This window comes from Rhizobium sp. ZK1 (genome assembly GCF_047782645.1).
GTDB lineage: Bacteria > Pseudomonadota > Alphaproteobacteria > Rhizobiales > Rhizobiaceae > Rhizobium.
In genome coordinates this window covers 1,660,522-1,687,156 of the sequence record NZ_CP180586.1, presented here as the reverse complement: position 1 = coordinate 1,687,156, position 26,635 = coordinate 1,660,522, and the positions used below count along the sequence as shown (strand labels likewise).

Here is a 26,635-nt window from a genome sequence, read left to right as displayed (position 1 = left end):
TTCCTTTCGATAAATGGCGGCGGAAACAGGTGCATCTCCGCTTTTCTTCGAAGCGCGAAAATGCTCCGTTTTTCGTCACGCAGTGCCGGACGCAAAACCGCTACACACTTTTGCTGGCATTGCTTAAAGCCGACCACAGGCATTGTCATCAGAAAGCACGGGTTTGCGCTTTACGGCAGAAATGCTTTCGGCTAGCTGGTCGATCAAGGATTCCGGCAGCGGCAAGGCCAAGGCGGAATTCGCTTATCCGCTTGTTGACAATGCATTTTCAGCCGACATTTTCGAATGCGGCTCGATAGTCTTTGAAATCAGATAGAAATGCGAGGGCGGCATATGACGACGACCGATACCGAAGACCGCATTCGCAAGCGTCCGACCGACGAAGACGTCGATATTTATAACGAAGACGGCAATGTGCGCAGCGATTTCCTGGCGCGGCTGGGTGCAGCCATCGCCGACCGTGACACGCTGTTTCTTCGCCAGAACGTCGCGCGCCTGCACGAATCGGAAATAGGCGACCTCCTGGAATCGATCCAGCCGGATCAGCGCCTGGCGATGGTGCGCCTGCTCGGCGACGATTTCGACATGACGGCGCTGACCGAGGTGGACGAGACGATCCGCCGCGAGATCGTCGATCAGCTGCCGAACGAGCAGATTGCCGCGGCCATCGGCGAACTGGATTCGGACGATGCCGTCTACATTCTCGAAGATCTCGACCAGGAGGACCGGGAAGAAATTCTCGCGCAGCTGCCGTTTACGGAGCGGGTCCGTCTTCGGCGCGCGCTCGATTATCCCGAAAGCTCCGCCGGCCGGCGCATGCAGACGGAATTCGTCGCCGTGCCGCCATTCTGGACAGTCGGACAGACCATCGACTACATGCGCGACGAAGAGGACCTGCCTTACTCCTTCTCGCAGATCTTCGTCATCGATCCGACCTTCAAACTGCTCGGGGCCGTCGATCTCGACCAGATCCTGCGCACCAAGCGGCAGACGAAGATCGAAGCCATCATGCGGGAAACCAATCATCCGATCCCCGCAGAGATGGACCAGGAAGAGGCCGCCCAGCTCTTCGAACAATACGACCTTCTCTCCGCGGCCGTCGTCGATGAGAACGAACGCCTCGTCGGCGTGCTCACCATCGATGACGTGGTCGACGTGATTCATGAAGAAGCGGACGAGGACATCAAGCGCCTCGGCGGTGTCGGCGACGAAGAGCTGTCCGACAACATCATTTCGACCGTGCGCTCGCGCTTCCTCTGGCTCTTGATCAATCTCGGCACGGCGATGCTGTCAGCCAGCGTGATCGGGCTGTTCGACGGTTCGATCGAAAAGATGATCGCGCTTGCGGTGCTGATGCCGATCGTTGCCTCCATGGGCGGCAATGCCGGCACGCAGACCATGACGGTGACGGTGCGTGCGCTCGCGACCCGCGACCTCGATATCTACAATGCCGGCCGGATCATCCGAAGGGAGGCCGGTGTCGGCATCCTGAACGGAATGCTCTTCGCCTTGCTGCTGGGCATGATCGCCGGCACCTGGTTCCACAATTACCAGCTTGGCGCCGTCATCGGCGCGGCCATGATCATCAATCTGATCGCGGCGGCTCTTGCCGGTATCCTGCTGCCGCTGCTGCTCGACAAGATGGGGGCGGACCCGGCGATCGCTTCGTCCGTGTTCGTCACGACCGTCACCGACTGTACCGGCTTTTTCGCCTTCCTCGGCCTAGCGACATGGTGGTTCGGCATCTGAAGCGCAGAAATTGACTATTACGTAAAAGTCAATATCATGTCAGATCGATGACGGGGATGAGATGCTAGTGAACAAATACTATACTATAACGGAGTTGACGCGCGAATTCGGGGTGTCGACACGTACGCTTCGCTTCTATGAAGATGAGGGCTTGATTCATCCGGAGCGCCGCGGCCGCACCCGGCTGTTCCGTCCTGCCGACCGGCGCCTCATTCAGGAAATCCTGCGTGGCCGGCGCATCGGCTTCACCATCGCCGAAATCCGGGAAATCATTCAGGTCTACAAGGAGCCGCCGGGCGAACTCGGCCAGCTCAAGCTTTTGATGAAGCGTGTGGACGAAAAGCGGGAAGAGCTGCGCCAGAAGCGCAAGGACATCGACGAAACGATCACAGAGCTCGACAATATCGAGGAGGCCTGCCTCGGCCGCCTCGCCGAGATCGGCGTCACCACCTGATTATTGTCTGATCACTGGCTGATCATTGCTGCGGCGCCGGTTCGATCTGGGCGCTGCACTGGCTGGCGAGCGCCATAATCCGCTCATCATCCGCTTTGACCTCGCCTGCCTGGAATGGCGTGAAGAGCTGCTGTGCCTGCAGTTGATCGAGCGTGCACTGGCAGAAACTGCGGCAAAGCGCTTCGCCCTGTTCGACCGAGCAGGACGTATTGCACTGGCGCAGATAGGTCACGACGGGATCAGGCTTCGGCGGCGCGACGATGAAGGTCAGGCCATAGGCGATGGCGATCAGCACGGGCTGGTGGATCAGATAGAAGGCAAGGCTGTGGCGGCCGAGGCGCGCAAGCCACGTTCCGCCAGTGCCAAGAGCGGCAAGTCGCTGCGGCAGGTTCGTCCGGAAGGCGAGGCGCGCAAGGCTCATTCCCAGGAAGAAGGGCGTCGCCCAGGGGAAGAGCGGCACATAGTCGTTCGACCGGTCGGGCGTGGCCGCAAAGCCGAGCCAAGCAAGGTATCTCGGATCGAACAGGTGCGAACCCAGTATACCGGGCATGACGAAAGTGTCGGTGATCCAAGCGACGAACAGTGCCAGCGTGACGAGCAGCGTCACCGGCAACGGCAGGCGCAGGAAGACCACGCCTATGAGGCTCAGGACTGCGATGGAATGCAAGATGCCGAAATAGATCCATCCGCCGGGCACCAGATACAGCGTGGCCGCTGAGATCACCCCGGCGGCAGCGGCAATCATCCCGAAACGCTTCCAGAAGGACGGCCAGCGGATCTCCGGCCGGCTTGATAGTACAAGGCTGACGCCGACGATGAAGAGGAACGTTGTGGCGATCGCCCGCGCATAGATCTTCAACCAGCCAGTTTCAGCCGTTCCGGGCGTAAGATAGCCCATGAACTCCAGATCCCAACTAAAGTGGTAGGAGGCCATAGCAACCAGTGCTGCACCACGCGCCGTATCCACGAGGCCGATACGCGGTGGTTTTGCGTGAGCCGCCGCTTCCGTTGCCGACACTATCATTCACAGTCCCCCGGACAGCTCATCACCGTCACTCGCTGACGGCCTGTCGCGCTGAACAGCAGAAAGGTGGAGATTTGGTGGCGGGTTCGCGTCCATGATGGCGAGGCGCGCTTCCGAGAAGAACTGCCGACGGGTCAGAACGAAGACGACGATCGCCGTCGTACCCATAAAAACATAGGGATTGATGAACCAGCCGAGATAGCCGATCGACAGGAAGATCGCCCTGAGCCCCTCGTTGAAATGGCCGCCGGCGATGACGTTCATGCGGATGACCCGCTCTGCCGCTCGCTCGGCAGCGATCATGTCCTTCTCCGAGTCATGCACCATCGGAATGCCGCCGAAGAGGATGGTGCAATAGTTGAAGAGGCGATAAGCCCAGCCGAACTTGAAGAAGGCGTAGCCGAACAAAGCGGCAAGGCCGCCGACCTTCATCTCAAAGACCGCATGCCCGCTATGGAAGACAAAGGGAAGGTCGGCGAAAACCGCATCCACCTTTTCTGTCGCCCCGAGCAGCGCAAAACAGCTGCCGACCGCGAAGATGGACGTCGAGGCGAAAAAGGCCGTGCCATTCTGCAGCCCGGCCATGATCTGGGTGTCGATCATCTTCAAGTCGCGGCGCAGGGAATTATATATCCATTCACGGCGCCGCTCCACCATGGCATGGGTCAGGCTCGTGCGCCCGAAGAAGGTCTGGCCGCGCAGCAGCCAGGAGTAGCCCATCCAGATAAAGATAAAGAAGGCAAGCGCGATGTAGTCCGCCGTCGTCATCATCAGCGAGTCAGTTCCCGTAGAAATGCGGCCACTCTACAGATGCATTCGAATGCTGCAATGACCGGCAAGATGAGAATCACTGGCAAGACGGGCAGCTTCGAATTAGTGTCCAGCCGGATGTCGCACCGGTTCTAGGCGATGTCGGTCCGCCACGCGGATGCCGAACCGGGTTCGCATAGTCTGCATCGTCAAGTTTAGAAGGCGCCTCCATGTTTCTTTCGGTATTCGATGTGTTCAAGATCGGTGTCGGGCCGTCGAGCTCGCATACGATGGGGCCGATGACGGCTGCCAACCGGTTCCTTGAGCTTATCCTGTCCAACGAATGGCCGCGCCCTTCCACCGGCGCGCAGGTGGCCGCCATCAAGGTGAGCCTGCACGGGTCGCTCGCCCATACGGGTATCGGACACGGCACGGGCAGGGCGGTCATCCTCGGCCTGATGGGCGAAGCGCCCGACAAGGTCGACCCTGATCGCATGGATGTCATCATCGACGAGGTGGAGAAGAGCGGACGGATCAAACCTGAGGGACATCAGACCTATCAGTTCCAGCCGAAAACAGACCTGATCTTCGACAAGAAGCAGCCACTGCCGGGCCATGCCAATGGCATGACCTTCTCCGCCTATGACAAGGACGGCCGGCTGCTCGTCAAGCGCATCTATTATTCCGTCGGCGGTGGCTTCGTCGTCACCGATACGGAGCTGGAGCAGATGCGGGCGCGCAAGAAGGCGTCGCAAGGCACTTACAAGGTGCCTTACCCCTTCGCCAGCGCCAAGCAGATGCTGGAAATGGCCGAACGTTCCGGCCTGTCGATCGCGCAGATGAAGCGCGCCAACGAGGAAAGCCAGCGCAGCCGCGAGGAGCTTGATTCCGGTCTCGATCGCATCTGGGAAGCGATGCGCTCCTGCATCGAACGCGGGCTGAAGGTCGAGGGCATAATGCCCGGCGGCCTCAATGTCAGGCGCCGCGCCAAGCATATTCACGACAAGCTGCAGGAGGAATGGCGCAGCAACCGCGTCAACCCGCTGCTCGCCAATGACTGGCTGAGCGTCTACGCGATGGCGGTCAACGAGGAGAATGCCGCGGGCGGGCGCGTCGTAACCGCGCCGACCAATGGCGCGGCCGGCGTCATTCCCGCGACAATCCGTTATTACGAGCATTTCCATGAAGACTGGGACCAGAAGGGCATTCACGACTATCTGCTGACCGCAGCAGCGATCGGTGGCATCATCAAGCACAATGCGTCGATCTCTGGCGCCGAAGTCGGCTGTCAGGGCGAGGTCGGCTCGGCTGCCGCCATGGCAGCCGCCGGCCTCGCAGCGGTCATGGGCGCCACGCCGGCCCAGATCGAGAATGCCGCGGAAATCGCCCTCGAACATCATCTCGGCATGACCTGCGATCCGATCGCCGGCCTGGTGCAGGTTCCCTGCATCGAGCGCAATGCGCTCGGCGCCGTGAAGGCGGTCACGGCCGCATCCCTCGCAGTGAAGGGCGATGGCCAGCATTTCGTGCCGCTCGATGCCTGTATTGAGACGATGCGCCAGACCGGCTACGACATGAGCGAGAAATACAAGGAAACCTCGACCGGCGGCCTTGCCGTCAACGTCGTCGAATGCTGAGTTTGTGGACGTTTCCCGCTTGTTACTTGACGCTGCCGGTCAAAAGGATTTCAACGGCAGCATGGCACTGAATCTCATCAAACTCTGCGTCGGCTGCGACTCGATAGAAGATCTGCGTGAATGGGTGGCCGAGCGCTCGCTGCGCGCCATTGCCGCCGGTCAAGAGCCACATTCTGTCCATACGACTCGCATGGTGCCCAAACGCGTGGAAGAGCTGCTCGACGGCGGTTCTCTCTATTGGGTGATCAAGGGGCAGGTGCAGGCCCGGCAGAAGATTCTCGACGTCCAGACGTTTACAGACGGAGAGGGGATCGGGCGCTGCCACCTGATGCTCGGCCCCGAGGTAATCGAAACTGCGGTTCAGCCGAAGCGCGCCTTCCAGGGCTGGCGTTATTATCCTGATGAGGATGTGCCGCGCGATCTCGACAGTTTCGGCGCCGGCATTGCGGAACTGCCCGCGGATCTTCGCCGCGAGCTTTCGGAACTCGGCCTACTCTAAAGCACTTCAGCGCAGGCGCAGCACGACGGGCGAGGTGCCATCGGGCGAAGTGATGTGCAAATGGATATGCGCTTCCGGCTGCGAATAGCGCCAGGCCCGCGCGCCGTGACAAAGCAGCAGGTTGATAAGATCACGCGTCTTCGGCGATTTCGCCTTCGGGCGCTGCAGGCCGATTTCGGCGAGGCGGAGTGCTGCTTCGTGCAGCGGATGCAGGCCGGAGCGCCCCTTATTGACCGCCCGGCGCCCTGCAGGCGCATTTGGAACATTCTCGTTGATCGACATCATCTTCCTCGTACGCAATACAAACCGAACTAGGACCGACTGCCGGCAGCGCGAACACCGCAGCCGGCAGGCAGGGGCGCCGCCAAATCAGTCATAAGCAGCGCCAGAGCATTTCCGTTTTTCCTCGAATCCCTAAAATGCTCTATCTCTTTGCTTTCACGCAATTCCGGACGCAAAACGTTCAAGCACTTTTGCTGGAATTGCTCTCGATATCTCATTGAGCCGCCGCCCAGCACTTGACGCCGGCCTTCTTGAGAGCCTTGCAGGCGTTGACCGCATCACGCTGGCCGTCGAATCCGCCGAAGCGGGCGCGAAAGACCTGATCGCCATCATTGGCATAGGCGATAGCGAACGGCTTTGCGGAACTCAGCGCCTTGCCGCCCTTGGCCTTTGCGCTCCGCAGAAGATCCATCGCCGATTCACGGCTCGCGGAAACGCCGATCTGGACAACCCAGCCCGATGGCTGCGGCACTTCCCTGGTGGCAATCTCTTTGGCAGGAGCAGGCTTTGTAGAGGCTGTCGTCAGTTCATCGACTGACGTATCACCCTGTTCCGGCGGCATATAGGCGGGCGCAGGTGTCGGCACGGCGACGGAAGCCTGTTCCTGCTGCTTGATCGCGACGGTCTTTACCTTGGTCGGAGACGGCATCTGCTGCGTTACCAGCGGATTGTCGGTCTTGCGTGTCGATGTCTCTGCGTAGGCGACCTCTGTGCTTGCCGCCTGATAACGTGCGTCCGGAAGCGGACCCTTGTGCGGCAGACCAAGATCGGCTGCGACTGGCAGCTGATTGGCCGCGATCGTTTTCTTTTCCGCGACCTGAGCAACCTTGGCAGGAGAAACCGGAGCAGGCGTTTCGATCATCTCGGGCATCGGCTTCGACTGGGCGACGAGCGTGCCGCCGCTGGTGGAAGCCTTCGGCATATAGGTTGCGAGCAGCTTGCGCATCTGCGCGTCGCGGGCAGGGGTGGACGCCCCGCCAAGAACCACACCGACAATCGACCTGCCATCGACCTGCAGCGAACTGACCAGATTGAAGCCGGCAGCGCGGGTGTAACCGGTCTTGATGCCATCGACACCGCGGACGGAACCGACGAGGCGGTTATGGCTGCGGATCACGCGATTGCCGAACTTGAAGGCGCGCGTACTGAAATAACCGTAATATTGCGGGAAATGCTGGCGAAGGGCGATACCGAGGCGGGCTTGGTCGCGGGCCGTCGTCATCTGCGCGGTGTTCGGCAGGCCGTTGGCGTTGCGATAGGTGGTGCGCGTCATGCCGAGCGCATGCGCTTTGGCGGTCATCATCTGGGCGAAGCGATCTTCCGAACCGCCGAGCATTTCGCCAAGCGCCGTCGCCGCATCATTCGCCGAAAGCGTCACGAGGCCGAGGATGCCCTGTTCGACTGTTATCGTGCCGCCGGCGCGAACGCCGAGCTTGGTTGGCGCCTGGGCTGCGGCGTGAGCGGAGAAGGGGACAGGCGTATCAAGGCGAATGCGGCCCTGCTCGAGGGCCTCGAAAGTCATGTAGAGCGTCATCATCTTCGTGAGCGACGCCGGATATTGCAGACGGTCGGCATTTTCACTGTAAAGAACATTCCCGGTCCGGGCATCGACAACGATGCCGGCATATTTCGGATTTGCAGCTTCCGCTTCGGCATTGACCGAGTCGACCGCGACGATCGCGATCGCCATCGAAAGGATCGTCAGCACCTTTGCGAGGAAACCGGCAGACCGCGGCGATGATACGGAGGAAATTGACCTTGACACTATTCGACTCTTCGCTTGCATTTCTGATGTTCGGCGGGCCACACACCCCCTGTTGCGTAACCGGCTGTCTTTGAAAACTACCGGCTCAGCGTTACCAATCCGTTTATGATGAATCGTTTCTTCAGACATTGGTGGGGATTTTAGCGAACTGTTGCAGACTGGCTCACCAGCCGAGTTTGCACAAAGGTCCTGATCGCGGCATCAATATGGCCCCAGTCGGCCAAATGACGGCTTGAGAACCGGTAGAGCACACTCAAGTCCTTGCCGACCTTGATATCGCGCTGGCAATCTCCGCTGGTCGCCGTTTCCACAGATGGGGGCAGAACGCAGCGTACAACATAATCGTCGGCACCTGCGCGCGGCGCTGCCAGCAGAACCTCGCCGCTGTAGCCGGCATCGGCACGCAAGCGATGCAACGTCAGGCCATGCGCAAAGGCCTCCGGCGCACCGTCCATGAGATGCGAATAGATCGGCTCCAGCCGGCCCGACATGTCCCGCGACATCGTGCTCTGGGTGATTTGCAGGAAAATCAGGCCCGACGATTGGGCGGTATCGTCGAAACGCTGGCGTGTGTCCTTGCTGTAACCCTGCATTTCCGGCCAAGTGAGGTAGAGATCGACCCGTTCAGCCACACCGTCATGACGTTCACTCGGGAAGCGAATCGTGTTGGCGGGCAGGCCGACCGTATCGCGGCCGATGGCGAGCGTGATCGTGGTGGTGCTTTCCGTATTGCCGGCAAGTGAAATGTGACGGCCGAACCATCGACCGGCAACGCTGATCGCAACCGTCAGAAGCGCCAGGACCGCAATCGTTGCAGTGACACGAACCAGAAAGCGGGTCGAAAGAAGGGGCTGCTCGGCAAGATGGCCCGTGGCGGAATGGCTCATCGTCGTCCTCGGATATCGGGCCGCCGCAGGAAAAACGCGAGTCGTCGGTGCCGGTGTAGAATCTCTGTTGGGGATGATGAGATGGCGGAGTTAATGGGCCGTTAACTCTGTTTTGTGGGAGCGCTACAAAAGAAGCGAGCCGTTCCCGGGACAGCGGGAACGGCTCTGGGCGCCGGTCGGGACGGGGGATGCGGGGACTGACCGGGGCCGGTATGCCTGTTACTTCACGCTACCAACAGCCACGGCGCGACCGTCCTGCAGCTTCGTCCAGCGGGCCGGATCGTCAGCGGACTGGCGCTTGAGGTAGGTGTATTCGGTATCCGACCACAGCAGCACCTTGTTGCGCATGTTGTCGAGAACGAAATCACCATGGTCGGTGCGGACCGTCAGCACGGCATGGCCTTCGCCATTCGGCTGCAGCACGACGGTCATCAGCGTGTCTGACGGAGAAAAGCCGGCATCGATCAGCATCTTGCGCTTCAGCAACGCGAAATCCTCGCAGTCGCCGACGGTGCGCGGATAGGCCCAGCGCTCCTCGACACCGTAGATTTCCTTGTCCGTCATCGGCTGGATGGTGGAGTTGACCGTGTAGTTGACCTTGAGAATTTCCTTCCAGCGATCCTCGGTTAGGATCGCCGGGCCGGCATCGCCGCCGGCATAGGCACATTCGCTCGGATTGGCCTGACAGAATTCATAGTGCCCGATCGGCGGGCTCGCATTGCCTGCAAGCGTCATGCTGACGGGCGATGCCTGTCCTGCGCCCGCCATTGCCACTGCCATAACAACGGCCAGAAGGCCGCCTTTCAGAAGATTTCCAATTGCCATTATCGTCTCCCCGTTATGAGGATGACAATGACACGGACGTTTTTATCTCACGCAAAATTACGCAATAAAATTAATAGCTTACTTTACTCAAACACGCAACGAACTTGATTCAAATCCATATCGAATACGCCTAAAATTAAGAGCGTATTCGTGTCGAATTCGACTAAAATTGAAGGATTGGGAAAAAGGTTTCCGAGCCGGAAATGGCAGGAAACCGGACAGGCCGTTAACGATTTTCGATATGCCGGGTAAATTTCTGCAATGGGCCGCGGCGGGACGGCAGCCGGCGGACGCCTGATCGAAGCCCACAAACCGCCGGAATCGCCGCTCCAAGAGCCGATTTCGCCTCACGTCCCAAATTTCAGCAAAAAAATAATTTCGTCAGAGATCGCGAAATCTGTTCATCGCACCGACAATCGCGGCGGCAATATCTGCATTTGCAGTGGAATGGGCGGCCTTCGGCAACACGATGAGTTCCGCGCCGGGCCATGCGCGGGCAAGTTCCCAGGCGGTGACAAGCGGCGCTTCGATATCGAAACGTCCGTGGATGAGGATTCCGGGAATGCCCGCAAGGCGACCGGCATTCTTCAAGAGTATGCCGTCTTCCAGCCATGCACCCTCGCGGAAATAATGGGTGATGATACGGGCGCGCGTCAGGAGATAGTATGCATCGGACCAGCGCGGAGACAGGCCGGCGGGATCGGCAAGCAGAATCGTGGCCGCTTCCCATTCATGCCAGTCGCGCGCCGCCTTCAGCCGCACCTGCTCTTCGGGATCATTGAGCAGGCCATGGTAGGCGCTTACCCGGTCGATGCTGCGAAGAGCCGGCGGCAGCGCCTCGCCGAAACGGTGCCATTCCTCCGGAAAGAGCGGCGCCATGCCGCGATAGAGCCAGTCGATCTCGGAGCGTCGCGTCGTGGTAACGCCAGCAATCACGATGCCGCTGACATGATCCGGATGGGTTTGCGCATAGGCAAGTGCCAGCGTCGAGCCCCAGGAATTGCCGAAGATCGTCCACTTTTCCACGCCGAAGAGGGTGCGCAGTCTCTCTATGTCCTCGATGAGATGCGCGGTCGTGTTTCGGGAGAGGTCGGCTGCGGCGTCGGCGGCATTCGGCAGGCTGCGTCCGCAATTGCGCTGATCGAAGAGGATGATGCGGTAGACCGAAGGATCGAAATAGCGCCGTGCAGTTGTCGAGCAACCGGAACCCGGTCCGCCATGCAGGGCGAGCGCAGGCTTGCCAGACGGATTACCGCAAGCTTCCCAGTAGACGAGGTTGCCGTCGCCCGTGTCGAGCAAGCCATGTTCGTAAGGTTCGATTTCGGGAAACAGGACTGACATGACGGTGCCCTTCGTTGAGGCGCGCTGTATCCTTCAAGTCTGTAACGGATAGATGACGGATGTGGAATTCCACGGCATCGGCCGCATAGGCTGACAGCTCGAAAACCGAACGCAGAACGGCGGCGCACTTTGCCAGAATTAGAGGAATTCGCGCAGCGTCTCGCGCGACTGGACCGACAGGAACTCGATCGCAACACCTTCTGAGAAGTGGCGAACGACGCGGCCGCGCATGTTGCCGAGACGAACAGGCGTGCCGAGCGGCGGACGCACTTCGCAATCGACGGCGGCGCCCGAGAGCGAAAGGTCCATGATGCGGCAGATATAGCGCGTGCCGTCATCGAGGGTGAGTTCGGTCTTGGTCTCGCGCGGGGTCAGACGATCATGACGGCGATCTTCCGGCAGGCCGAGCTCGTGTTTGTTGGCAAGCCAGGTGAGCTGGGCCGCGAGCTTCTCGCGCTTGCGATCGGTGGCGTTGATCGACATGGTGAAACCGCGCATATCGACCGTCTGCACATGGCCTTCGACGCGGCCGAGATGGTCGATGTAGGCGACGACACGTTCATTGGCGCGCGGGCGGCCGGCGCAGGTGACATACATGTCGCCGGGCGACATATCGATCACCACGCACTCGAATTCCTCGTAATTCGCAAGCATCAGGCGGCCCTGCATATTGATGGGCACGCGCTGGAATACTCCCTGTTCAGGGCGCGGCGCAGGTCTGTGCGTCTGAGCGGACTGGAACGAGTGCATCAAAGGGCTTCTTCATGAAATTGCTAGGCCCAATCCTTACCCCCAATCCATTAACAGAAGGTTGTGGGAGCAGGCGACCTATAACCCTAAAGTACTATGGGCGGCGACCCAAAATCGGACAGTCAGCGAGCAGTTGCCCCATGCAGGAAATGCGACATGACGCGCAGCACGGCCTGGCCGAACGTGGGGTGCTTTTCGGCCGCCACTTCGACGGGACGACGGGGCTCGACCTGGGCTGCGCGACCGAACTTATCGTGCAGCAGGCGGCTGCGGTCGAGGGCAAGAAGCTCCAACGGCACGATCTCCAGCCAGCTTGCGGCAACGGCAGGCGCAATGGCGCCAAGCAGGCGGTCACAGCCACCTTCGGGCGAACGCAGCGGCATCACGATGATCTCGAAGGCTGCGTGATGGCCGGCGGTGCTGTAGCCCGTTGCATTGAAAAGCGTCGGGATGGTGTGATCCATGACGCCTTTGGCGGTTCTTTCGATATCTTCGTTATGACCATTGGCCCATAGAGCGGAAAAGCGTTCGCCGCGCAGGTCGTGGCCGAAGAGGTCGCAGATCTTCGTGCCGGCAAGGCGGAAGCGGATCTGCCGGTCTGCCTCCGTCTCAAGAATGAAGAGGCTCGACAGGAGGTGAGGGATCGCGCCAGGCTCGATCTGCGATTTCAGCGGAGCATCCTGCTCACCGCGCAGAGCATTCCAGTAGTCGAAGATGTCGGTTGTGATCTGAAGGCGCATGACGCTGTCTCATTTCGGTTCATTGGCGGGCGGTTTTCGCCCCTTCACCTTCTACCTTGCGGATTTCATGCCAAATCCGGGGAGTTAAGGTTAAAAAAGAGTTTTGCTTGAGTACTGGGGACTGTCGTGAGACCGTTTCTTCATCACTTCGAACAGTGAAGTTCTGCACAATACTGCCAGGGCAGAGGTCATCCATAGAGCGCCGTTCGCCGATTCGGGCGAACAAGGGACGCTCTACTCTTTGAGTACGCATCAGGCTTTCCGAAAATCGATTTCGATGTTCGGGCCGATGCTTGGGAATGCTCAGGCAAGCCGTCCGGCCATACCGGACGGCTTTTTTTTTGAAGCCGGCTCCTGTATGGCTGAGGCCTCAAGACGAGGCGACAAAAGCATGAATGAACAGACGTCCGGGCCTAACCAGGCATTCCAGCCTTCACAGCCCGAGCCGCCCGCCCGGCCGCCGCGCCAGCCGGTTTTCAATCTTCCGCCGGCATTGCTCGCCACGCTGCTGCTGCTGATCCTGATCTATGCCGTGCAATCGCTTCTGCCAGTCGATGGGTTCAACTGGTTCCTGTTCAACTTCGGCTTCATTCCACTGCGTTATGCCGTTTCGCTCGCCGAGCAGGGGCCGCAGCTCTATTGGACGCCCGTCACCTATTCGCTGCTGCATGGTAGCGTCGAGCATATCGTCTTCAACGGGCTATGGCTGATGGCCTTCGGCGCGCCGGTCGTGCGCCGCATCGGTACGGCCCGATATATCACCTTTTGGGTTCTTTCTTCTGTCGCCTCGGCTGCGCTGCACACGGCGCTGAACTGGGGCAGCGAAGCGCTGCTTATCGGCGCGTCCGGCGTTGTCTCGGGACTGATGGGCGCGGCCTGCCGCTTTGCCTTCCCCTCCGGGCGGCAAATGTTCGGCCCGGCGCATCTCAATCCGCGCCTGTCCGTCACGCAGGCGGTTCAGAGCCGCACCGTGATCATGTTCATGCTTTTCTGGTTGGTCGGCAACGCGCTGATCGCGGTCGGCATCCCGCTTGTCGGCGACGGCAGCCAGGAGATAGCCTGGGATGCGCATATCGGCGGTTTCGTCTTCGGCTTTTTCCTCTTTGCGCTGTTCGACCGAAAACTGCCGCCGGAACCCGTGCCGGAACCTGACGACGAGTTGCAATCCTGACCCAAGCAGTGCACCATTGACCGATCCGCGATGGGAGGAGAGACCACCGCGGAGCCTGTGTTCCCGACAAGGGTTTCACTTTCGCCATAGGAGGTCCGAATGGCCAGTTCCGTCAAAGCAATACTCGATCTGAAGGGTCGTGACGTCGTCACAACCGGGCCAGACACCACGGTTTCGGAGGCGGCTGCGATACTCAGCAAGAAGAAGATCGGTGCGATCGTCGTCGTCGGCATGGAGAACAAGATTTCCGGCATGTTCACCGAGCGCGATCTCGTGCATGTCGTCGCCAAGTCCGGCAAGGACGGGCTCGACCAGACGCTTTCTTCCGTCATGACCTCGAAGGTCTTCCGCTGCAACGAGCAGACCTCGGTCAACGAGCTCATGGAGTTGATGACCAGCAAGCGTTTCCGCCACATTCCGGTCGAGGCCAACGGCAAGCTCGCCGGCATCATCTCGATCGGCGACGTCGTGAAGTCGCGTATCGCCGAGGTCGAGCGCGAGGCCGAAGAGATCAAGGCCTATATTGCGAGCTGATTGGAGATCGGTGAGTCAGGGGTGCCTGGCGTAGAGTTCCTGCATACGCTGCAGCTCGGGCAGCCTTGCCCGGGCTTCCTCATAGCCACGTTCGATGGCTTCGCCTGCGCGATGGAATTCCGACAGGCCGACGTCCGACAGGCGCGGCTGCAATGAAATGTCGGGCGGATCGCCGGCAAGGCGGGCGCGGGCGATACGATCCTGAATGATGTTGAAGGCCTGCACCATGACGCCGGTCATGCCGAGCCGCGCGGCATAGGGCGCATTCTTCTGCTGCTGAACTTCAGCTGGCGAGAGGCTGGCGTTGTGGCGGACAACGGCGGAACGGCCGTAGAGATCGTAGTTGAGGTTGACGGCGACGACGAGCGGCTGCTCATAGCTGCGGCAGACGGAGACCGGCACGGGATTGACGAGCGCGCCATCGACCAATGTGCGATTATTGCTGCGCACCGGCTCGAAAATGCCGGGCAGGGCATAGGATGCACGGATGGCCGTGATCAGCGAGCCGTTGGCGATCCAGACCTCGTGCCCCGTATTGACCTCGGCCGCGACTGCGACGAAGGGCCGGTCCAGATCTTCGATCGTCAGACCTTCCAGATGTTCCTGCATCCGCTTGGTCAGCCGCATGCCGCCGAAGAGGCCGGAACCTCCGATCGTCAGATCGAGAAGGCTTGCGATGCGGCGCATGGTGAGCGAGCGAGCGAAGTTTTCCAACTCGTCCAGCTTGCCGGCCAGATAGCAGCCGCCGACGAGCGCGCCGATCGAGGTGCCGGCGATCATGCCGATCTCGATGCCGGCCTCATCGAGCGCGCGCAGCACGCCGATATGCGCCCAGCCGCGAGCGGCTCCGCCGCCGAGCGCGAGAGCAAGCTTTGCTTTTTCTTCGGATGCGGGTTGTACGGGGGGAACTGCCATATCCTGAAGCGCTGTCGTGCCTGAACTGCCGCCCTCGGCGCTTTGACGATGCATATTCCAGCCCAGCATGGCGTTCCTCTCTCCCGGCAGAACACTTGGATTTCCATTAGCCGCCCCGAACCCTTTCCAAAGTGTATATGGAGGCGATTTGCGTCGCAATAAGGGGCAGGCGACCGGGATTTGGGCTATTTCCCGTAAATGTCCTTCGGATCGAAGTGCAGATCGTCATCGACGATGGTCAGAACAGGCTTTCCATCTTCGAGAGTGACGGTACGGTAGAAGCAGGAGCGGCGGCCCGTGTGACAGGTAGCGTCATGGCCGGCAACCTGGACCTTCAGCCAGATGGCGTCCTGATCGCAATCTGTGCGGATTTCCTTGACGGTCTGGAGATTGCCGGAGGTTTCGCCCTTCTTCCAGATCTTGCCGCGCGAGCGGCTGAAATAGTGGGCGATGCCGGTCTGGATGGTCAGCGCCAGGGCCTGCGCATTCATATGGGCAACCATCAGGAGGTCGCCGTCACCGGCATCCGTGACGATGGCCGTGATCAAGCCGCGATCGTCGAAGCGCGGCGTGAAATCGCCAGCATCCTCCAGCTCGGATTTATCGTCCGACGGCTGATTGAAAATCATCTCACGCATCGCGGCCCTCCTGAGGGAGCCGGTATCAGCGGCCCCTTACCATCGTCATGAATCGGACCTGATCGGCCGGTTCAGTCTTGAACGTTCCTGTAAAGGTTGTCGTCAATGTGGTCGAGCCCTGCTTCTGAACGCCGCGCATGGCCATGCACATGTGTTCGGCCTCGATCATGACGGCGACGCCGCGCGGACGCAGCGTTTCGTCAATGGCCTTGGCGATCTGCGAGGTCATCGTCTCCTGCGTCTGCAGGCGGCGACCGTAGATTTCGACGACGCGGGCGATCTTTGAGAGGCCGAGAACCCGCCCGTCCGGCATATAGGCGACATGCGCCTTGCCGATGATCGGCACCATGTGATGTTCGCAATGGGAGAAGAAGGGTATGTCCTTCACCAACACCATGTCGTCATAGCCGGCAACCTCTTCGAAGGTCCGGCCGAGCACATCCTCCGGGCTCATCTCATAGCCAGCGAAGAGCTCGCGATAGGCCTTGGCGACACGGGCAGGCGTATCCAGCAGACCCTCGCGCGACGGATCGTCGCCAGCCCAGCGCAGCAGGACGCGAACGGCGTCTTCTGCCTCCTGCTGGGAGGGGCGGTCGGATTCACGGGCGGTCTGCGGAAAATTCTTGACGATGGCGTCCATATTCAATGGTCTCCTGGCCCGCAATGCGGACCGTATTCGGACTAGCCACTGGTACCCCAAGCGGGAATTCTTGCACCTTTGGCAGGCTCCGAGGCTTTCCGGGCTCGCTTTCTCGAACCCTTCCGGCACGGTTTCCCAATCAAACTTCTTCGAGGCCATTGCATTTCGATGGCCCTCGAACGACATACATATAGGAAGACGACCCGGCTATGTAAGTATGCTGTCGTGAGACTGTGTGTTTTTTGTTTACACGACAATCACATAGGAATTAGCGTCGGTTTCAGGCGTTTAGGGAGCCAAATCCGTCATGGATGATATCTACAACAGCAAAATCCTCGAATTTGCCGGCAATATTCCGCTGACTGGAACGCTTGAAGACGCAGATGCGAGCGCCCAGGCACACTCCCGGCTCTGCGGTTCGAAAGTGCGCATCTGGCTGAAAATGGACGGCGACACGATAAGCGCGTTTTCGCATGACGTGAAGGCCTGCGCGCTCGGCCAGGCTTCCTCCTCGATCATGGCGCGCCATGTCGTCGGCGCCACGGCCGGCGAAGTGCGCAAGGCGCGCGAGGATATGCTTGTGATGCTGAAAGCGGATGGAGAAGGGCCGGATGGACGGTTTGCCGACATGCGCTATCTTCTTCCCGTGCGTGATTACAAGGCGCGCCACGCTTCCACCATGCTGACCTTCGATGCCGTCGTTGACGCCATCGGCCAGATCGAGGCGAAACGCGCGGAACCCGTCGGGGCATGAGCTATGTGCGAATTCTGCTTGCTGCGTGAGGAGGAAGATGAGGGCCGCGCCGCTGCCCCGAAGCCGCGCGCCCAGCAACAACAGAAATTCTCCCGCAATTACCAGGGGCCATTCCGCAAGACGCCGGACCGCCTTTTCGGCATGGGACTGATCCGCCTCTATCAGCTGACGCTCTCAGGCTTCGTCGGCAATTCGTGCCGGCATATCCCGACCTGTTCCGAATATGGCTATGAGGCGATCGCCCGCCACGGGCTCTGGGCCGGTGGCTGGATGACGCTCTTCCGCGTCGGCCGGTGCGGACCCGGCGGCACCAGCGGGCTCGACCCGGTGCCTGATAAACTCGAATCCCGTTTCCGCTGGTTCACACCCTGGCGCTATTTGATGCTTGGGCGGAGGGAGGCATAAGGTGTGTACCTTCATCGCACTTCTGCACAGCATCGTCCTGACCTCCGAGCGACGCGTCATCATGGAGGATCTGCGCACGCTTGCTAAAGAGCTCGGCTATCGCGATCCCCGCACATTGGTTTCCACCGGCAACCTCGTTTTCGAGGCGGACGACATGCGGCCTCATGAAGTCGAAGAGCAGCTGGAGGAGGCTTTTGAAGAAAAGTTCGGCAAGCATGTCGATATCATCGTGCGCAGCGACTGCACCTGGATGGCACTCTGCAGCGCCAATCCCTTCAAGGACGGCGTCGGCGATCAGGTGATCGTGCGCGTCAACCGCCTGCCGATCGACCCGGAAAAGGTGGAGGCGCTGAAACCGCTTCTTGCCGAAGGGCAACGAATGAAACTGGTCGGCTGCGATCTCTGGATCGATTTCCACGGCAAGCCGAGTCAATCCAAGCTGCTCTCGGCGCTGACGACAAAGCGCATGGGTGTGGGAACGATGCGCAACTGGAACACCGTACGCGGCCTTTTCGAGATGGTCCTCTAGATGCACGAAGAACACGGTTTCGTTGCTTTTCATCGGCGGCAGGAAATTACACTTGCAGTTGAATAAGTTGGAGATATCACTGTAGCTCCCACACGATTTTTCAGATGCTGTACTCATGAATATCTTTCGGTATTTTGCCACCGGGTCGTTTTTTCTCGCCCTTTCCACCGTTAATTTCCTGGCAACTGCAGCAAGCGCAGCCCCAACCGCGTCGGAAACCAAGTGCCGCCATCTGGCGCGTGATGGCGTAGACATTGACAATCTCGCTTATTGGCGAGATGCGCTTTCCGCCTGCGAAACCTATCTGAAGGGGGATCCAGGCTCTATCGACGCCCGCTATTTTGTGCTCGCAAGCCAGTTCAACCTCCAGCAATATGAATCAGCGCTTAGCGGCTTTGAGGCATTGGCCGCTCACGGGCATGCTGCTTCCATGGACTACTTGGCGACGACGTATGCCTACGGTTTCGGGCGCGGACGTGACTTCAAGACAGCCTTGTCGTGGCTGAAAAAGGCGAGAGAAGCAGGGGATCCACGCTCCGCCGAATATCTCGGAGAGATGTATAAGTTTGGGTGGGGTGTCGCACAGGATTTTGATGCCGCGCGAACCTATTTCGAGCTTGCAGACCGGCTGGGCTACATTCCCGCCAAGAGATCCCTTGCGTGGATGTATCTGGATGGGATTGGCGTTCCTGTCGATGCCAGCAGAGGTTTTGGGCTGCTTTCAGTTGCAGCGGAGCAGGGCGACGAAACCGCGGCTATAGACGTCGCGTATCTTCACATGGAAGGCATCGGAACGGATAAAGACCCAGTCCGTGCCGTTGCCCTGCTGGACGACATGGCGCGTAGAGGTTCCACCGATGCGATGCGGGCTCTTGGGCGACACTATTTGAGGGAGGGTGACAAAGCTCAGAAAAAGACGGCTCTCGACCTACTTGAGAAAGCAGTGGAACTTGGCGACGGCGATGCCATGAAGACGCTGGCAGATGTCTATATCGCGGGCAAGGAAAGGACACGCGACTTCGCAAAGGCTGAGGGCCTGCTGGATCGAGCAATTGCGCAAGGAAGTGTGCTTGGCTACCGAGGGAGGGCTTTGCTTTTCTTTAAGATGCCTGATCCGCGTTACGGCCAAGCCATGTACTGGATGAAAGAGGCCGCCTCCCGTGGGGATGCTTATGCCATGTCAGACGTCGGCGCCTTTTATGAGCAAGGCAAAGGTGTGCCGGTAGACGAAGGCGAAGCGCGTATCTGGTATGAAAGATCTGCCAAACTCGGAAGTCCTACCGGCGCCAGTCATTTCGGCGAGTCCCTTTATTTCGGGGTGGGCGGCCCTCGAGACATCGAAAACGGCCTAAAATGGCTCCAGAAGGCGTCGGCAGCTAGCAATACGTACGCCATGCGGGTGCTTGCCTATGGTTATGAAAAGGGCGACGGCCTTCCGAAGGACGCGGTGAAAGCTTTCGAATGGTTCCGAAAGGCGGCCGATGCTGGGGATTCCAAGGCTTTCCTCGAAGTTGCCGACCGCATTTATGATGGTTCCGGCACCAGTGCCGATGCCCAAAAATCTTTTGCGTGGTATCTCAAGGCTGCCGAAGGCGGTTCGGCCAGGGCTCAGTACTCCGTCGCGCTGCTATACGAAAGAGGCGAGGGGACAGCCCGGGATTCGAGAGAAGCGGTGCACTGGTTCAAAGCTGCTGCGGAGAATGGATATACCGAGGCCTTCGCCGAGCTTGGTGCAATGTATGCCAATGACGCCAATTTGCCGCGCGATGATGGGAAGTCGACCGACTATCTCGAGAAGGGTGCGGCGGCCGGCGACACCTCGGCGATGATCCTGCTCGGGATCAAATATGAAGATGGCGACGGGGTCACCCGCGACTATACCAAGGCGATCGAATGGTACCAAGCTGCGGCCAATAAGAAATCTGCCGAGGCGATGTACAGGCTCGGGATGTTATATCGCCTGGCGGATGGAAACCAGAAAGACTATGACAAGGCCTTGGAATGGCTGACGAAAGCCGGAGCCAACGGCAATGTGAAAGCACAATATTCTCTAGGCGATATGTACGAGTATGGACAGGGCGTGCCGATCGACCGTTCCAAGGCGCTCAGCTGGTTCATGATGGCGGCCTTCAAGCAATATCCCGAGGCGATGAATGCCGTCGGCTATTACTACCAGAATGGCATCGGCACGCACGAAGACCAGACCATCGCCCGCAACTGGTATCAGAAGGCGGCCGACGCCGGCTCTGCTGCCGGCGCCCTCAATCTTGCGTGGTATTACGAAAACGGCAAGGATCAGGATCAGGCGATCGCTTTCAAATATTACAAGAAATCCGCCGAGCTCAATTCGGCTGCAGGCATGTTCGCGCTCGGGCGTCTCTACGATGACGGTCGGGGAACTGCCGTCAACCGCCCAGAAGCCATCAAATGGTATTTGCGGGCGACGGACGCGGGCTTCGCAAGGGCCGCCTATCGGCTGGCCTATGCCTATGACGCGACCTTCATCTCGGATAATGCGGCTGAGAACATCCTCCTGGCAATCAGGCAGGGCGATCGACAGATTGCCGACGAACTGAAGGTATTTTCGCCCTTCACGCGCACGGCCCTGAAAAGAAGTCTTTCGCGACGCGGTCTTTACGATGGGCCGCTGGACGATGAGATCGATCAGCCCCTGAAATCGGCGCTCGCGAACTACATAAGGACCTATGGCGGATAGGCGCAGTATCCCGTTTCGCCACTGGATCGCCTCGCTTTTCCTTTACTCAGACGGCAAATATCAGTATCAGGCGGCAGCGCATCGCGAGTAGATGACGCTTCCGTTTCAACCACCCGCATTCGTTGGCGGGACTGGACAAGGAGAATTTCGATGTCCCAATCCGTTTCCCTGACATTTCCCGATGGTTCGGTGCGCAGCTTCCCGGCTGGCGCGACCGGCAAGGATGTCGCCGAATCCATTTCCAAGTCGCTTGCCAAGAGCGCCGTCGCCATTGCGATCGACGGTACCGTACAAGACCTTTCCGATGTCGTGACCGACGGCAAGATCGAGATCATTACGCGCAAGGACGGCCGCGCGCTGGAGCTTATCCGGCATGACGCCGCACACGTGATGGCCGAAGCCGTGCAGGAATTGTGGCCCGGAACGCAGGTGACGATCGGTCCCGTGATCGAGAACGGCTTTTATTACGACTTCGCCAAGAACGAGCCTTTCACGCCCGACGATCTGCCCAAGATCGAAAAGAAGATGAAGGAGATCATTGCCCGCAATGCGCCCTTCACCAAGCAGATCTGGTCGCGCGAGAAGGCGAAGGAAGTTTTTGCTGCCAAGGGCGAACAGTACAAGGTCGAGCTCGTCGATGCGATTCCCGAAGGGCAGGATCTGAAGATCTATAATCAGGGCGAATGGTTCGACCTTTGCCGCGGCCCCCACATGGCTTCTACCGGCCAGATCGGCTCAGCCTTCAAGCTGATGAAGGTCGCCGGCGCCTATTGGCGGGGCGACAGCAACAACGCGATGCTGTCACGCATCTACGGCACGGCGTGGGCTGAGCAGGCCGATCTCGACAATTACCTGCACATGCTGGCGGAAGCCGAAAAGCGCGACCACCGCAAGCTCGGCCGCGAAATGGACCTGTTCCATTTCCAGGAGGAGGGTCCGGGCGTCGTGTTCTGGCATGGCAAGGGCTGGCGCATCTTCCAGTCGCTGGTCGCCTATATGCGCCGGCGGCTTGAAATCGACTATCAGGAAGTCAATGCGCCGCAGGTGCTCGACACTGCACTCTGGGAAACCTCGGGGCACTGGGGCTGGTACCAGGAAAACATGTTCGCCGTGAAATCGGCGCATGCCATGACGCATCCGGAAGACAAGGAAGCGGATAACCGGGTCTTCGCGCTGAAGCCGATGAACTGCCCCGGCCATGTGCAGATCTTCAAGCATGGGCTCAAGTCCTATCGCGAATTGCCGATCCGTCTTGCCGAATTTGGCTTGGTGCATCGCTACGAGCCTTCCGGCGCGCTGCACGGGCTGATGCGCGTGCGCGGCTTCACGCAGGACGACGCGCACATCTTCTGCACCGACGAACAGATGGCTGCCGAATGCCTGAAGATCAACGACTTGATCCTGTCGGTCTATGAAGATTTCGGCTTCAAGGAAATCGTCGTCAAGCTTTCCACCCGTCCGGATAAGCGTGTCGGCACCGATGCGCTCTGGGATCGGGCGGAAGCCGTCATGACCGATGTCTTGAAGACGATCGAGGCGCAGTCCGAGGGTCGCATCAAGACCGGCATCCTGCCGGGCGAGGGCGCTTTCTACGGGCCGAAGTTCGAATATACGCTGAAGGATGCAATCGGCCGCGAATGGCAGTGCGGCACGACGCAGGTCGACTTCAACCTGCCGGAGCGCTTCGGCGCCTTCTATATCGACAGCAATTCGGAGAAGACGCAGCCGGTGATGATCCACCGCGCCATCTGCGGCTCGATGGAACGCTTCCTCGGCATCCTGATCGAAAACTTCGCCGGCCATCTGCCGCTGTGGGTTTCGCCGCTGCAGGTCGTCGTCGCGACGATCACCTCGGAAGCCGACGGCTATGGCCAGGAAGTGGCCGAAGCGCTGCGCGAAGCCGGGCTGCATGTCGAGACTGACTTCCGTAACGAGAAGATCAATTACAAGATCCGCGAACATTCCGTTACGAAAGTTCCCGTCATCATCGTCTGCGGCAAGAAGGAAGCGGAAGAGCGCACGGTCAATATCCGCCGGCTCGGCAGCCAGGAGCAGACGTCGATGTCACTGGATTCGGCGATCGAAAGCCTTGCCCTGGAGGCGACTGCGCCCGATATCCGTCGCAAGCTCGAGGCAAAGAAGGCCAAAGCGGCCTGATAAATTGCCTTTTGGATAATGGCAGCGCCCGGCATTGATCTGCTCGGCGCTGTCAGAAATCTGACATGCAATAGTAATATAGCCGCCACAAACAGGGGACGGGTCTCATCCCGGCAAGCATTTCAGTGCGCTTCAAAGAGCTTTCCTACGCGAACGAAAGAGACCCGCGCTTCAAGCGCTGGCTCATCCGCTCCATCGAGGGGCTTTCGGGCCGCGACCGTTATGTCCGGCTCTATGACATCTGGCGCAGCGATATCGTCGGCAAGAGCGACCGCGTTTTCGGCAAGATGCTCGATGTCATCGATGTGGAGGTCGATGTGAAGGGCAACTGGCCGCTCGAACCGGTGCCGGAAGAGCCGATCGTCATCGTTGCCAACCATCCCTTCGGCATCGGCGACGGCATTGCGGTGCTGGCGCTTGCCGAACAGCTCGGCCGTCCGTTCCGGGTGCTGATCCATAACGACCTTCTCAAGGTGCCGGAGATGGCGCCCTATTCGTTGCCGATCTCTTTCGAGGAGACCAAGGAAGCGATGGCGATGAACATGAAGAGCCGTCACGAGGCAGTTCGCCTGCTGAAGGAAGGCACGACGATCGTGGTTTTCCCGGCTGGCGGCGTGGCCACCGCCAAGAAGGGCTTCGGTCGCGCCGAGGACCTGCCGTGGAAGATGTTCCCGGCCAAGCTCATCCAGGCGGCGCGCGCCAGCGTGCTGCCGATCTATTTCGAGGGCCAGAACGGCCGGCTCTTCCATCTTGCCAGCAGGGTTTCGATGACGCTGCGGCTGTCGCTGCTGATCCGCGAGTTCCGCCGCCTTTCAGGCAGCACGATAACAGCGCATGTGGGCAGGGTCCTGTCCTTCGAAGAATTGAGCAGCGGCAGCGACCGGAAGGATCTGCTTGCTCGTCTCTTTGAGGCCGTCTTCTCGATGGCGCCGAAGAAGAAGGCCTTCCTCAAGCGCGCAAGCTGAAAATTTCCTGACACCTCGGGATGCGGCCTCAGTCGAGGCTGGCGCCGTCGCCGCTTTGAAGATCTTCATAGGACGGCAAGGGCGGCTGCGGCGGGATCTCACCGCCCGGCTGAGGCACGCCCTTTGGCGCGGCCGCGGCCTGGCCGCCCGGCGCTACGGCCGTGGCGGCCGGTGCGATCGGCTGCTGGGCCTGCTGGTCCTTCATCAGGACTTCGACATCGGTGTTGACGCCCGCGACGACAGTGAAGTCGCGCTGGAAGATCCTGTCCTTGTTGCGGGCGACCGCGGTGTATTCACCTTCCGACAGAACCATGGTCGGGAAAGCGCTGACGCTTTCACCGACACTGTCGCCAGCCGCCGTCAGGATCGACCAAGCAGTATCGGCGATCGCTTCGCCGCCGGTTTCCGACACGAGCTTGAAATTGATCTGGGCCGCTCTGTGCTGGATCGTTGCTTCGGTGAGCTTGCCGGCCTCGACCTGGATATCGGCGCGGATGCTGGCGTTGACGTTGCCGTATTCTGAAACGATGTGATAGGTGCCGGCATTGAGGCGCACGACCGTATTCGGTGGCACGTCGGCCATGACAAGGCCGCGCTCGCCGTCGTCGCGAACCTCCGCGGAGTAGATCGAAAAGCTCAGCTGGTCGGGACGGATGCGGACATCGGAGCCGGAGACGGCATTGAGCAACAGGCCGCCGGCATCGAGCACCATGACCTGCTTGTCGACTTCGCCCTCATCCGGCACCGTCAGCTTCTTGGTGACGCCGGCGCGGCCGAAGGAGACGTTGACGAAATAATCGCCGGCAGCGAGCTGGAATGCCGCGCTGCCGCCCCGTGAGCTTGCGATCAGCGGCAGCTTGCCGTCGGTTCCGGCAACCGGGCTGAATACATACCAGGAAAGACCATTTTCCACAGGCGCCCCATCGGCCGTAAGCTTCGCTTCCAGCGAAACGTCACGCAGGTGCGCACCTTCCTGTGCCGTTCCCGGCGCAATGAACGCGTTGAGCTTCGGCATTTTCGGCGTCGATTCGAGCTGCTTGAATTCCTTGAAGGCATCCTGGGCGGCAGCGCCAAACGGCGTCAGCAAGACAAGGGCAAGAGCAAGGCCGATCCGTGCAAAAGGCAAAATGCCAAACATCCTGTTCGTGAACCGATTGACTTCTGAAATCGCAGAGTCCACTTCAAGACCAATGCCATGGCAAATTCAAGACCTCCGGCCACCCTCTGCATACAAATGAGAGTTTCTCCCGCATGAAATCCGATATCAAGCTGATCGATTATCTCGCCGTGCGCCGCTCCATCCCTGCGTTCCAGATGTGCGAACCGGGACCGGAAAAGGCCGAGATCGAGGAGATCCTGCGTCTCGCGTCGCGCGTTCCCGACCACGGCAAGATCGCGCCCTGGCGCTTCATCGTCTATCGCGGCGAGGAGCGCGTGCGGCTTGGCGAAGAGCTGCTGAAGCTCGCGCTGGAAGCCAAGCCCGACCTTTCGGACGAGATGATCCAGGTCGAGCGCACCCGCTTTACCCGCGCACCCGTCGTCATCGGCGTGGTCAGCAAGGCCGCTCCGCATTTTAAGATCCCGGAATGGGAGCAGATCATGTCGGTGGGCGCGCTATGCCTCAATGTCATTCTGGCTGCCAATGCGCATGGCTATGTCGCCAACTGGCTGACGGAATGGTTCGCCTTCGACGAGCGTGCCTATCCGCTGCTTGGCGTCCAGCCGGGCGAGAAAATTGCCGGCTTCATCCATATCGGCTCGACCACGTTCCCGGCCGTCGAGCGCCCGCGCCCTGAACTCACCGAGACCGTCACCTGGGTCGGCGGGGAAGGCTGATGTTCTATACGACGGATACCAACCGGCACGGGATGGCGCACGATCCCTTCAAGGCTATCGTCGCGCCGCGCCCGATCGGCTGGATCGGCAGCAAGGGCAGGGATGGGTCGATCAATCTCGCGCCCTATTCCTTCTTCAACGCGGTTGCCGACAAGCCGAAGCTGGTGATGTTTTCGTCGAGCGGGCACAAACACAGCCAGCGAAATGCCAGGGAGACCGGTGTCTTCACCTGCAATTTCGTCAGCCGCAATCTTGCGGAGAAGATGAACCTCACTTCGGCAGCGGTGCCTTACGGAACGAGCGAATTCGAATATGCAGGATTGACGCCGAAGCAGGCCGAGTTGATCGATGCACCCTATGTGGCCGGGGCTTTCGCCGTGCTGGAATGCAAGGTGACCGAGATCATCGAACCGAAGACACTGTCCGGCGAGCCGACCGAGAATGTCTTCGTCTTCGGAGAGGTCGTCGGCATCCATATCGATGAGGCCATCGTCAGCGACGGGCGGCTCGATATGGCGCTGGCGCGGCCGGTCGCGCGGATGGGCTATATGGATTATTGCGAGGGCAGTGAAGTCTTCGAAATGTTCAGGCCGAAGGTCTAACGGCTGCCGCGTAAGGCCGGACAAATCCTAACGAATATGGTGAACCAATCATAAACTTTTTCCGGCTACC

The 26,635-nt window shown here is 59.8% G+C and carries 27 protein-coding genes and 1 pseudogene; 14 read left to right on the top strand and 14 right to left on the bottom strand.

Features of this window, described 5'->3' with window-relative positions; genetic code table 11:
• Window positions 1–333: 333 nt before the first annotated feature.
• Together mgtE and ACK9YZ_RS08660 are read left to right on the top strand one after the other, a co-directional pair.
• Window positions 334–1,749 carry a magnesium transporter gene (mgtE, locus tag ACK9YZ_RS08665; protein ID WP_416066287.1) on the top strand — a complete coding sequence of 472 codons (1,416 nt, stop codon included), beginning with the start codon at window positions 334–336 and terminating at the stop codon, window positions 1,747–1,749.
• Window positions 1,750–1,810: 61 nt separating this feature from the next.
• The gene (locus ACK9YZ_RS08660; RefSeq protein WP_183735014.1) at window positions 1,811–2,203 is read left to right on the top strand and encodes a MerR family transcriptional regulator; all 393 of its coding nucleotides are present in this window, start codon (window positions 1,811–1,813) and stop codon (window positions 2,201–2,203) included.
• Between the two features lie 22 nt (window positions 2,204–2,225).
• On the opposite strand, the gene ACK9YZ_RS08655 is transcribed toward ACK9YZ_RS08660, so the two are convergent.
• The gene (locus ACK9YZ_RS08655) at window positions 2,226–3,227 is read right to left on the bottom strand and encodes a heparan-alpha-glucosaminide N-acetyltransferase (protein ID WP_416066286.1); all 1,002 of its coding nucleotides are present in this window, start codon (window positions 3,225–3,227) and stop codon (window positions 2,226–2,228) included.
• Entirely contained in the window at window positions 3,228–3,995 is a 768-nt protein-coding gene (locus ACK9YZ_RS08650) for a DUF599 domain-containing protein (RefSeq protein ID WP_183735108.1), read from the bottom strand. It lies immediately after the preceding gene.
• A gap of 212 nt (window positions 3,996–4,207) precedes the next feature.
• Between ACK9YZ_RS08650 and ACK9YZ_RS08645 the strand changes: the two genes are divergently transcribed.
• On the top strand, window positions 4,208–5,614 hold the full coding sequence (locus ACK9YZ_RS08645; protein WP_416066285.1) for an L-serine ammonia-lyase: 1,407 nt from the start codon (window positions 4,208–4,210) through the stop codon (window positions 5,612–5,614).
• A 61-nt stretch (window positions 5,615–5,675) separates the two neighbouring features.
• Window positions 5,676–6,113: a DUF1489 family protein gene (locus ACK9YZ_RS08640; protein ID WP_416066284.1), complete on the top strand. Its 438-nt coding sequence runs from the start codon at window positions 5,676–5,678 to the stop codon at window positions 6,111–6,113.
• Window positions 6,114–6,119: 6 nt separating this feature from the next.
• On the opposite strand, the gene ACK9YZ_RS08635 is transcribed toward ACK9YZ_RS08640, so the two are convergent.
• The 8 genes and pseudogenes from ACK9YZ_RS08635 to ACK9YZ_RS08600 form a co-directional block, all read right to left on the bottom strand.
• Complete coding sequence (locus ACK9YZ_RS08635) at window positions 6,120–6,395, bottom strand: hypothetical protein (protein ID WP_216758093.1); 276 nt, start codon at window positions 6,393–6,395, stop codon at window positions 6,120–6,122.
• 214 nt (window positions 6,396–6,609) lie between these two features.
• Window positions 6,610–8,181, bottom strand: a complete 1,572-nt coding sequence (locus ACK9YZ_RS08630) for a serine hydrolase (RefSeq protein ID WP_216758091.1) — start codon at window positions 8,179–8,181, stop codon at window positions 6,610–6,612.
• Window positions 8,182–8,300: 119 nt separating this feature from the next.
• Window positions 8,301–9,109: pseudogene (locus tag ACK9YZ_RS08625) on the bottom strand (hypothetical protein).
• Window positions 9,110–9,266: 157 nt separating this feature from the next.
• Window positions 9,267–9,872, bottom strand: coding sequence for a transglutaminase-like cysteine peptidase (locus ACK9YZ_RS08620; RefSeq protein ID WP_416066283.1), 606 nt, complete (start codon window positions 9,870–9,872; stop codon window positions 9,267–9,269).
• Window positions 9,873–10,253: 381 nt separating this feature from the next.
• Window positions 10,254–11,213 carry a prolyl aminopeptidase gene (gene pip, locus ACK9YZ_RS08615; RefSeq protein WP_416066282.1) on the bottom strand — a complete coding sequence of 320 codons (960 nt, stop codon included), beginning with the start codon at window positions 11,211–11,213 and terminating at the stop codon, window positions 10,254–10,256.
• 138 nt (window positions 11,214–11,351) lie between these two features.
• Complete coding sequence (locus ACK9YZ_RS08610) at window positions 11,352–11,963, bottom strand: PilZ domain-containing protein (RefSeq protein WP_416066281.1); 612 nt, start codon at window positions 11,961–11,963, stop codon at window positions 11,352–11,354.
• A 122-nt stretch (window positions 11,964–12,085) separates the two neighbouring features.
• The gene (locus ACK9YZ_RS08605) at window positions 12,086–12,703 is read right to left on the bottom strand and encodes a PAS domain-containing protein (RefSeq protein ID WP_416066280.1); all 618 of its coding nucleotides are present in this window, start codon (window positions 12,701–12,703) and stop codon (window positions 12,086–12,088) included.
• A gap of 19 nt (window positions 12,704–12,722) precedes the next feature.
• A complete protein-coding gene (locus tag ACK9YZ_RS08600) occupies window positions 12,723–12,956 on the bottom strand; it encodes a hypothetical protein (protein WP_416066279.1) in 234 nt (77 codons plus the stop codon).
• Between the two features lie 138 nt (window positions 12,957–13,094).
• On the opposite strand from ACK9YZ_RS08600, the gene ACK9YZ_RS08595 reads away from it, so the two are divergent.
• Together ACK9YZ_RS08595 and ACK9YZ_RS08590 are read left to right on the top strand one after the other, a co-directional pair.
• Window positions 13,095–13,874 (top strand): rhomboid family intramembrane serine protease, encoded by a 780-nt coding sequence (locus tag ACK9YZ_RS08595; RefSeq protein WP_416066278.1) that lies wholly within the window; start codon window positions 13,095–13,097, stop codon window positions 13,872–13,874.
• Window positions 13,875–13,973: 99 nt separating this feature from the next.
• Complete coding sequence (locus ACK9YZ_RS08590; protein WP_216758082.1) at window positions 13,974–14,408, top strand: CBS domain-containing protein; 435 nt, start codon at window positions 13,974–13,976, stop codon at window positions 14,406–14,408.
• 15 nt (window positions 14,409–14,423) lie between these two features.
• Here ACK9YZ_RS08590 and ACK9YZ_RS08585 read toward each other — a convergent pair whose 3' ends face one another.
• The 3 genes from ACK9YZ_RS08585 to folE all read right to left on the bottom strand — a co-directional run bounded on the left by ACK9YZ_RS08585 (window position 14,424) and on the right by folE (window position 16,601).
• The gene (locus ACK9YZ_RS08585; protein WP_416066277.1) at window positions 14,424–15,392 is read right to left on the bottom strand and encodes a patatin-like phospholipase family protein; all 969 of its coding nucleotides are present in this window, start codon (window positions 15,390–15,392) and stop codon (window positions 14,424–14,426) included.
• 116 nt (window positions 15,393–15,508) lie between these two features.
• On the bottom strand, window positions 15,509–15,961 hold the full coding sequence (gene hisI / locus ACK9YZ_RS08580; protein WP_416066276.1) for a phosphoribosyl-AMP cyclohydrolase: 453 nt from the start codon (window positions 15,959–15,961) through the stop codon (window positions 15,509–15,511).
• 25 nt (window positions 15,962–15,986) lie between these two features.
• The gene (gene folE, locus ACK9YZ_RS08575; RefSeq protein ID WP_216758078.1) at window positions 15,987–16,601 is read right to left on the bottom strand and encodes a GTP cyclohydrolase I FolE; all 615 of its coding nucleotides are present in this window, start codon (window positions 16,599–16,601) and stop codon (window positions 15,987–15,989) included.
• A 307-nt stretch (window positions 16,602–16,908) separates the two neighbouring features.
• On the opposite strand from folE, the gene ACK9YZ_RS08570 reads away from it, so the two are divergent.
• The 6 genes from ACK9YZ_RS08570 (at window position 16,909) to ACK9YZ_RS08545 (ending at window position 24,127) form a co-directional block, all read left to right on the top strand.
• Window positions 16,909–17,355, top strand: coding sequence for an iron-sulfur cluster assembly scaffold protein (locus tag ACK9YZ_RS08570; RefSeq protein WP_416066275.1), 447 nt, complete (start codon window positions 16,909–16,911; stop codon window positions 17,353–17,355).
• Window positions 17,356–17,358: 3 nt separating this feature from the next.
• Window positions 17,359–17,760, top strand: coding sequence for a membrane protein insertion efficiency factor YidD (yidD, locus tag ACK9YZ_RS08565; protein WP_416066274.1), 402 nt, complete (start codon window positions 17,359–17,361; stop codon window positions 17,758–17,760).
• A 1-nt stretch (window position 17,761) separates the two neighbouring features.
• Window positions 17,762–18,289, top strand: coding sequence for a DUF1697 domain-containing protein (locus ACK9YZ_RS08560; protein WP_416066273.1), 528 nt, complete (start codon window positions 17,762–17,764; stop codon window positions 18,287–18,289).
• 115 nt (window positions 18,290–18,404) lie between these two features.
• Window positions 18,405–21,005, top strand: coding sequence for a tetratricopeptide repeat protein (locus tag ACK9YZ_RS08555; protein ID WP_416066272.1), 2,601 nt, complete (start codon window positions 18,405–18,407; stop codon window positions 21,003–21,005).
• A gap of 150 nt (window positions 21,006–21,155) precedes the next feature.
• Window positions 21,156–23,162, top strand: a complete 2,007-nt coding sequence (thrS, locus tag ACK9YZ_RS08550; protein ID WP_416066271.1) for a threonine--tRNA ligase — start codon at window positions 21,156–21,158, stop codon at window positions 23,160–23,162.
• Window positions 23,163–23,287: 125 nt separating this feature from the next.
• On the top strand, window positions 23,288–24,127 hold the full coding sequence (locus tag ACK9YZ_RS08545) for a lysophospholipid acyltransferase family protein (RefSeq protein WP_416066270.1): 840 nt from the start codon (window positions 23,288–23,290) through the stop codon (window positions 24,125–24,127).
• A gap of 28 nt (window positions 24,128–24,155) precedes the next feature.
• Here ACK9YZ_RS08545 and ACK9YZ_RS08540 read toward each other — a convergent pair whose 3' ends face one another.
• Complete coding sequence (locus ACK9YZ_RS08540) at window positions 24,156–25,265, bottom strand: hypothetical protein (RefSeq protein ID WP_416066269.1); 1,110 nt, start codon at window positions 25,263–25,265, stop codon at window positions 24,156–24,158.
• Between the two features lie 113 nt (window positions 25,266–25,378).
• On the opposite strand from ACK9YZ_RS08540, the gene ACK9YZ_RS08535 reads away from it, so the two are divergent.
• Both ACK9YZ_RS08535 and ACK9YZ_RS08530 read left to right on the top strand, forming a co-directional pair.
• Window positions 25,379–25,963 carry a nitroreductase gene (locus tag ACK9YZ_RS08535; RefSeq protein ID WP_416066268.1) on the top strand — a complete coding sequence of 195 codons (585 nt, stop codon included), beginning with the start codon at window positions 25,379–25,381 and terminating at the stop codon, window positions 25,961–25,963.
• A complete protein-coding gene (locus tag ACK9YZ_RS08530) occupies window positions 25,963–26,565 on the top strand; it encodes a flavin reductase family protein (protein ID WP_416066267.1) in 603 nt (200 codons plus the stop codon). The genes ACK9YZ_RS08535 and ACK9YZ_RS08530 overlap by 1 nt, the downstream gene beginning before the upstream one ends.
• The last annotated feature ends 70 nt before the right edge of the window (window positions 26,566–26,635 follow it).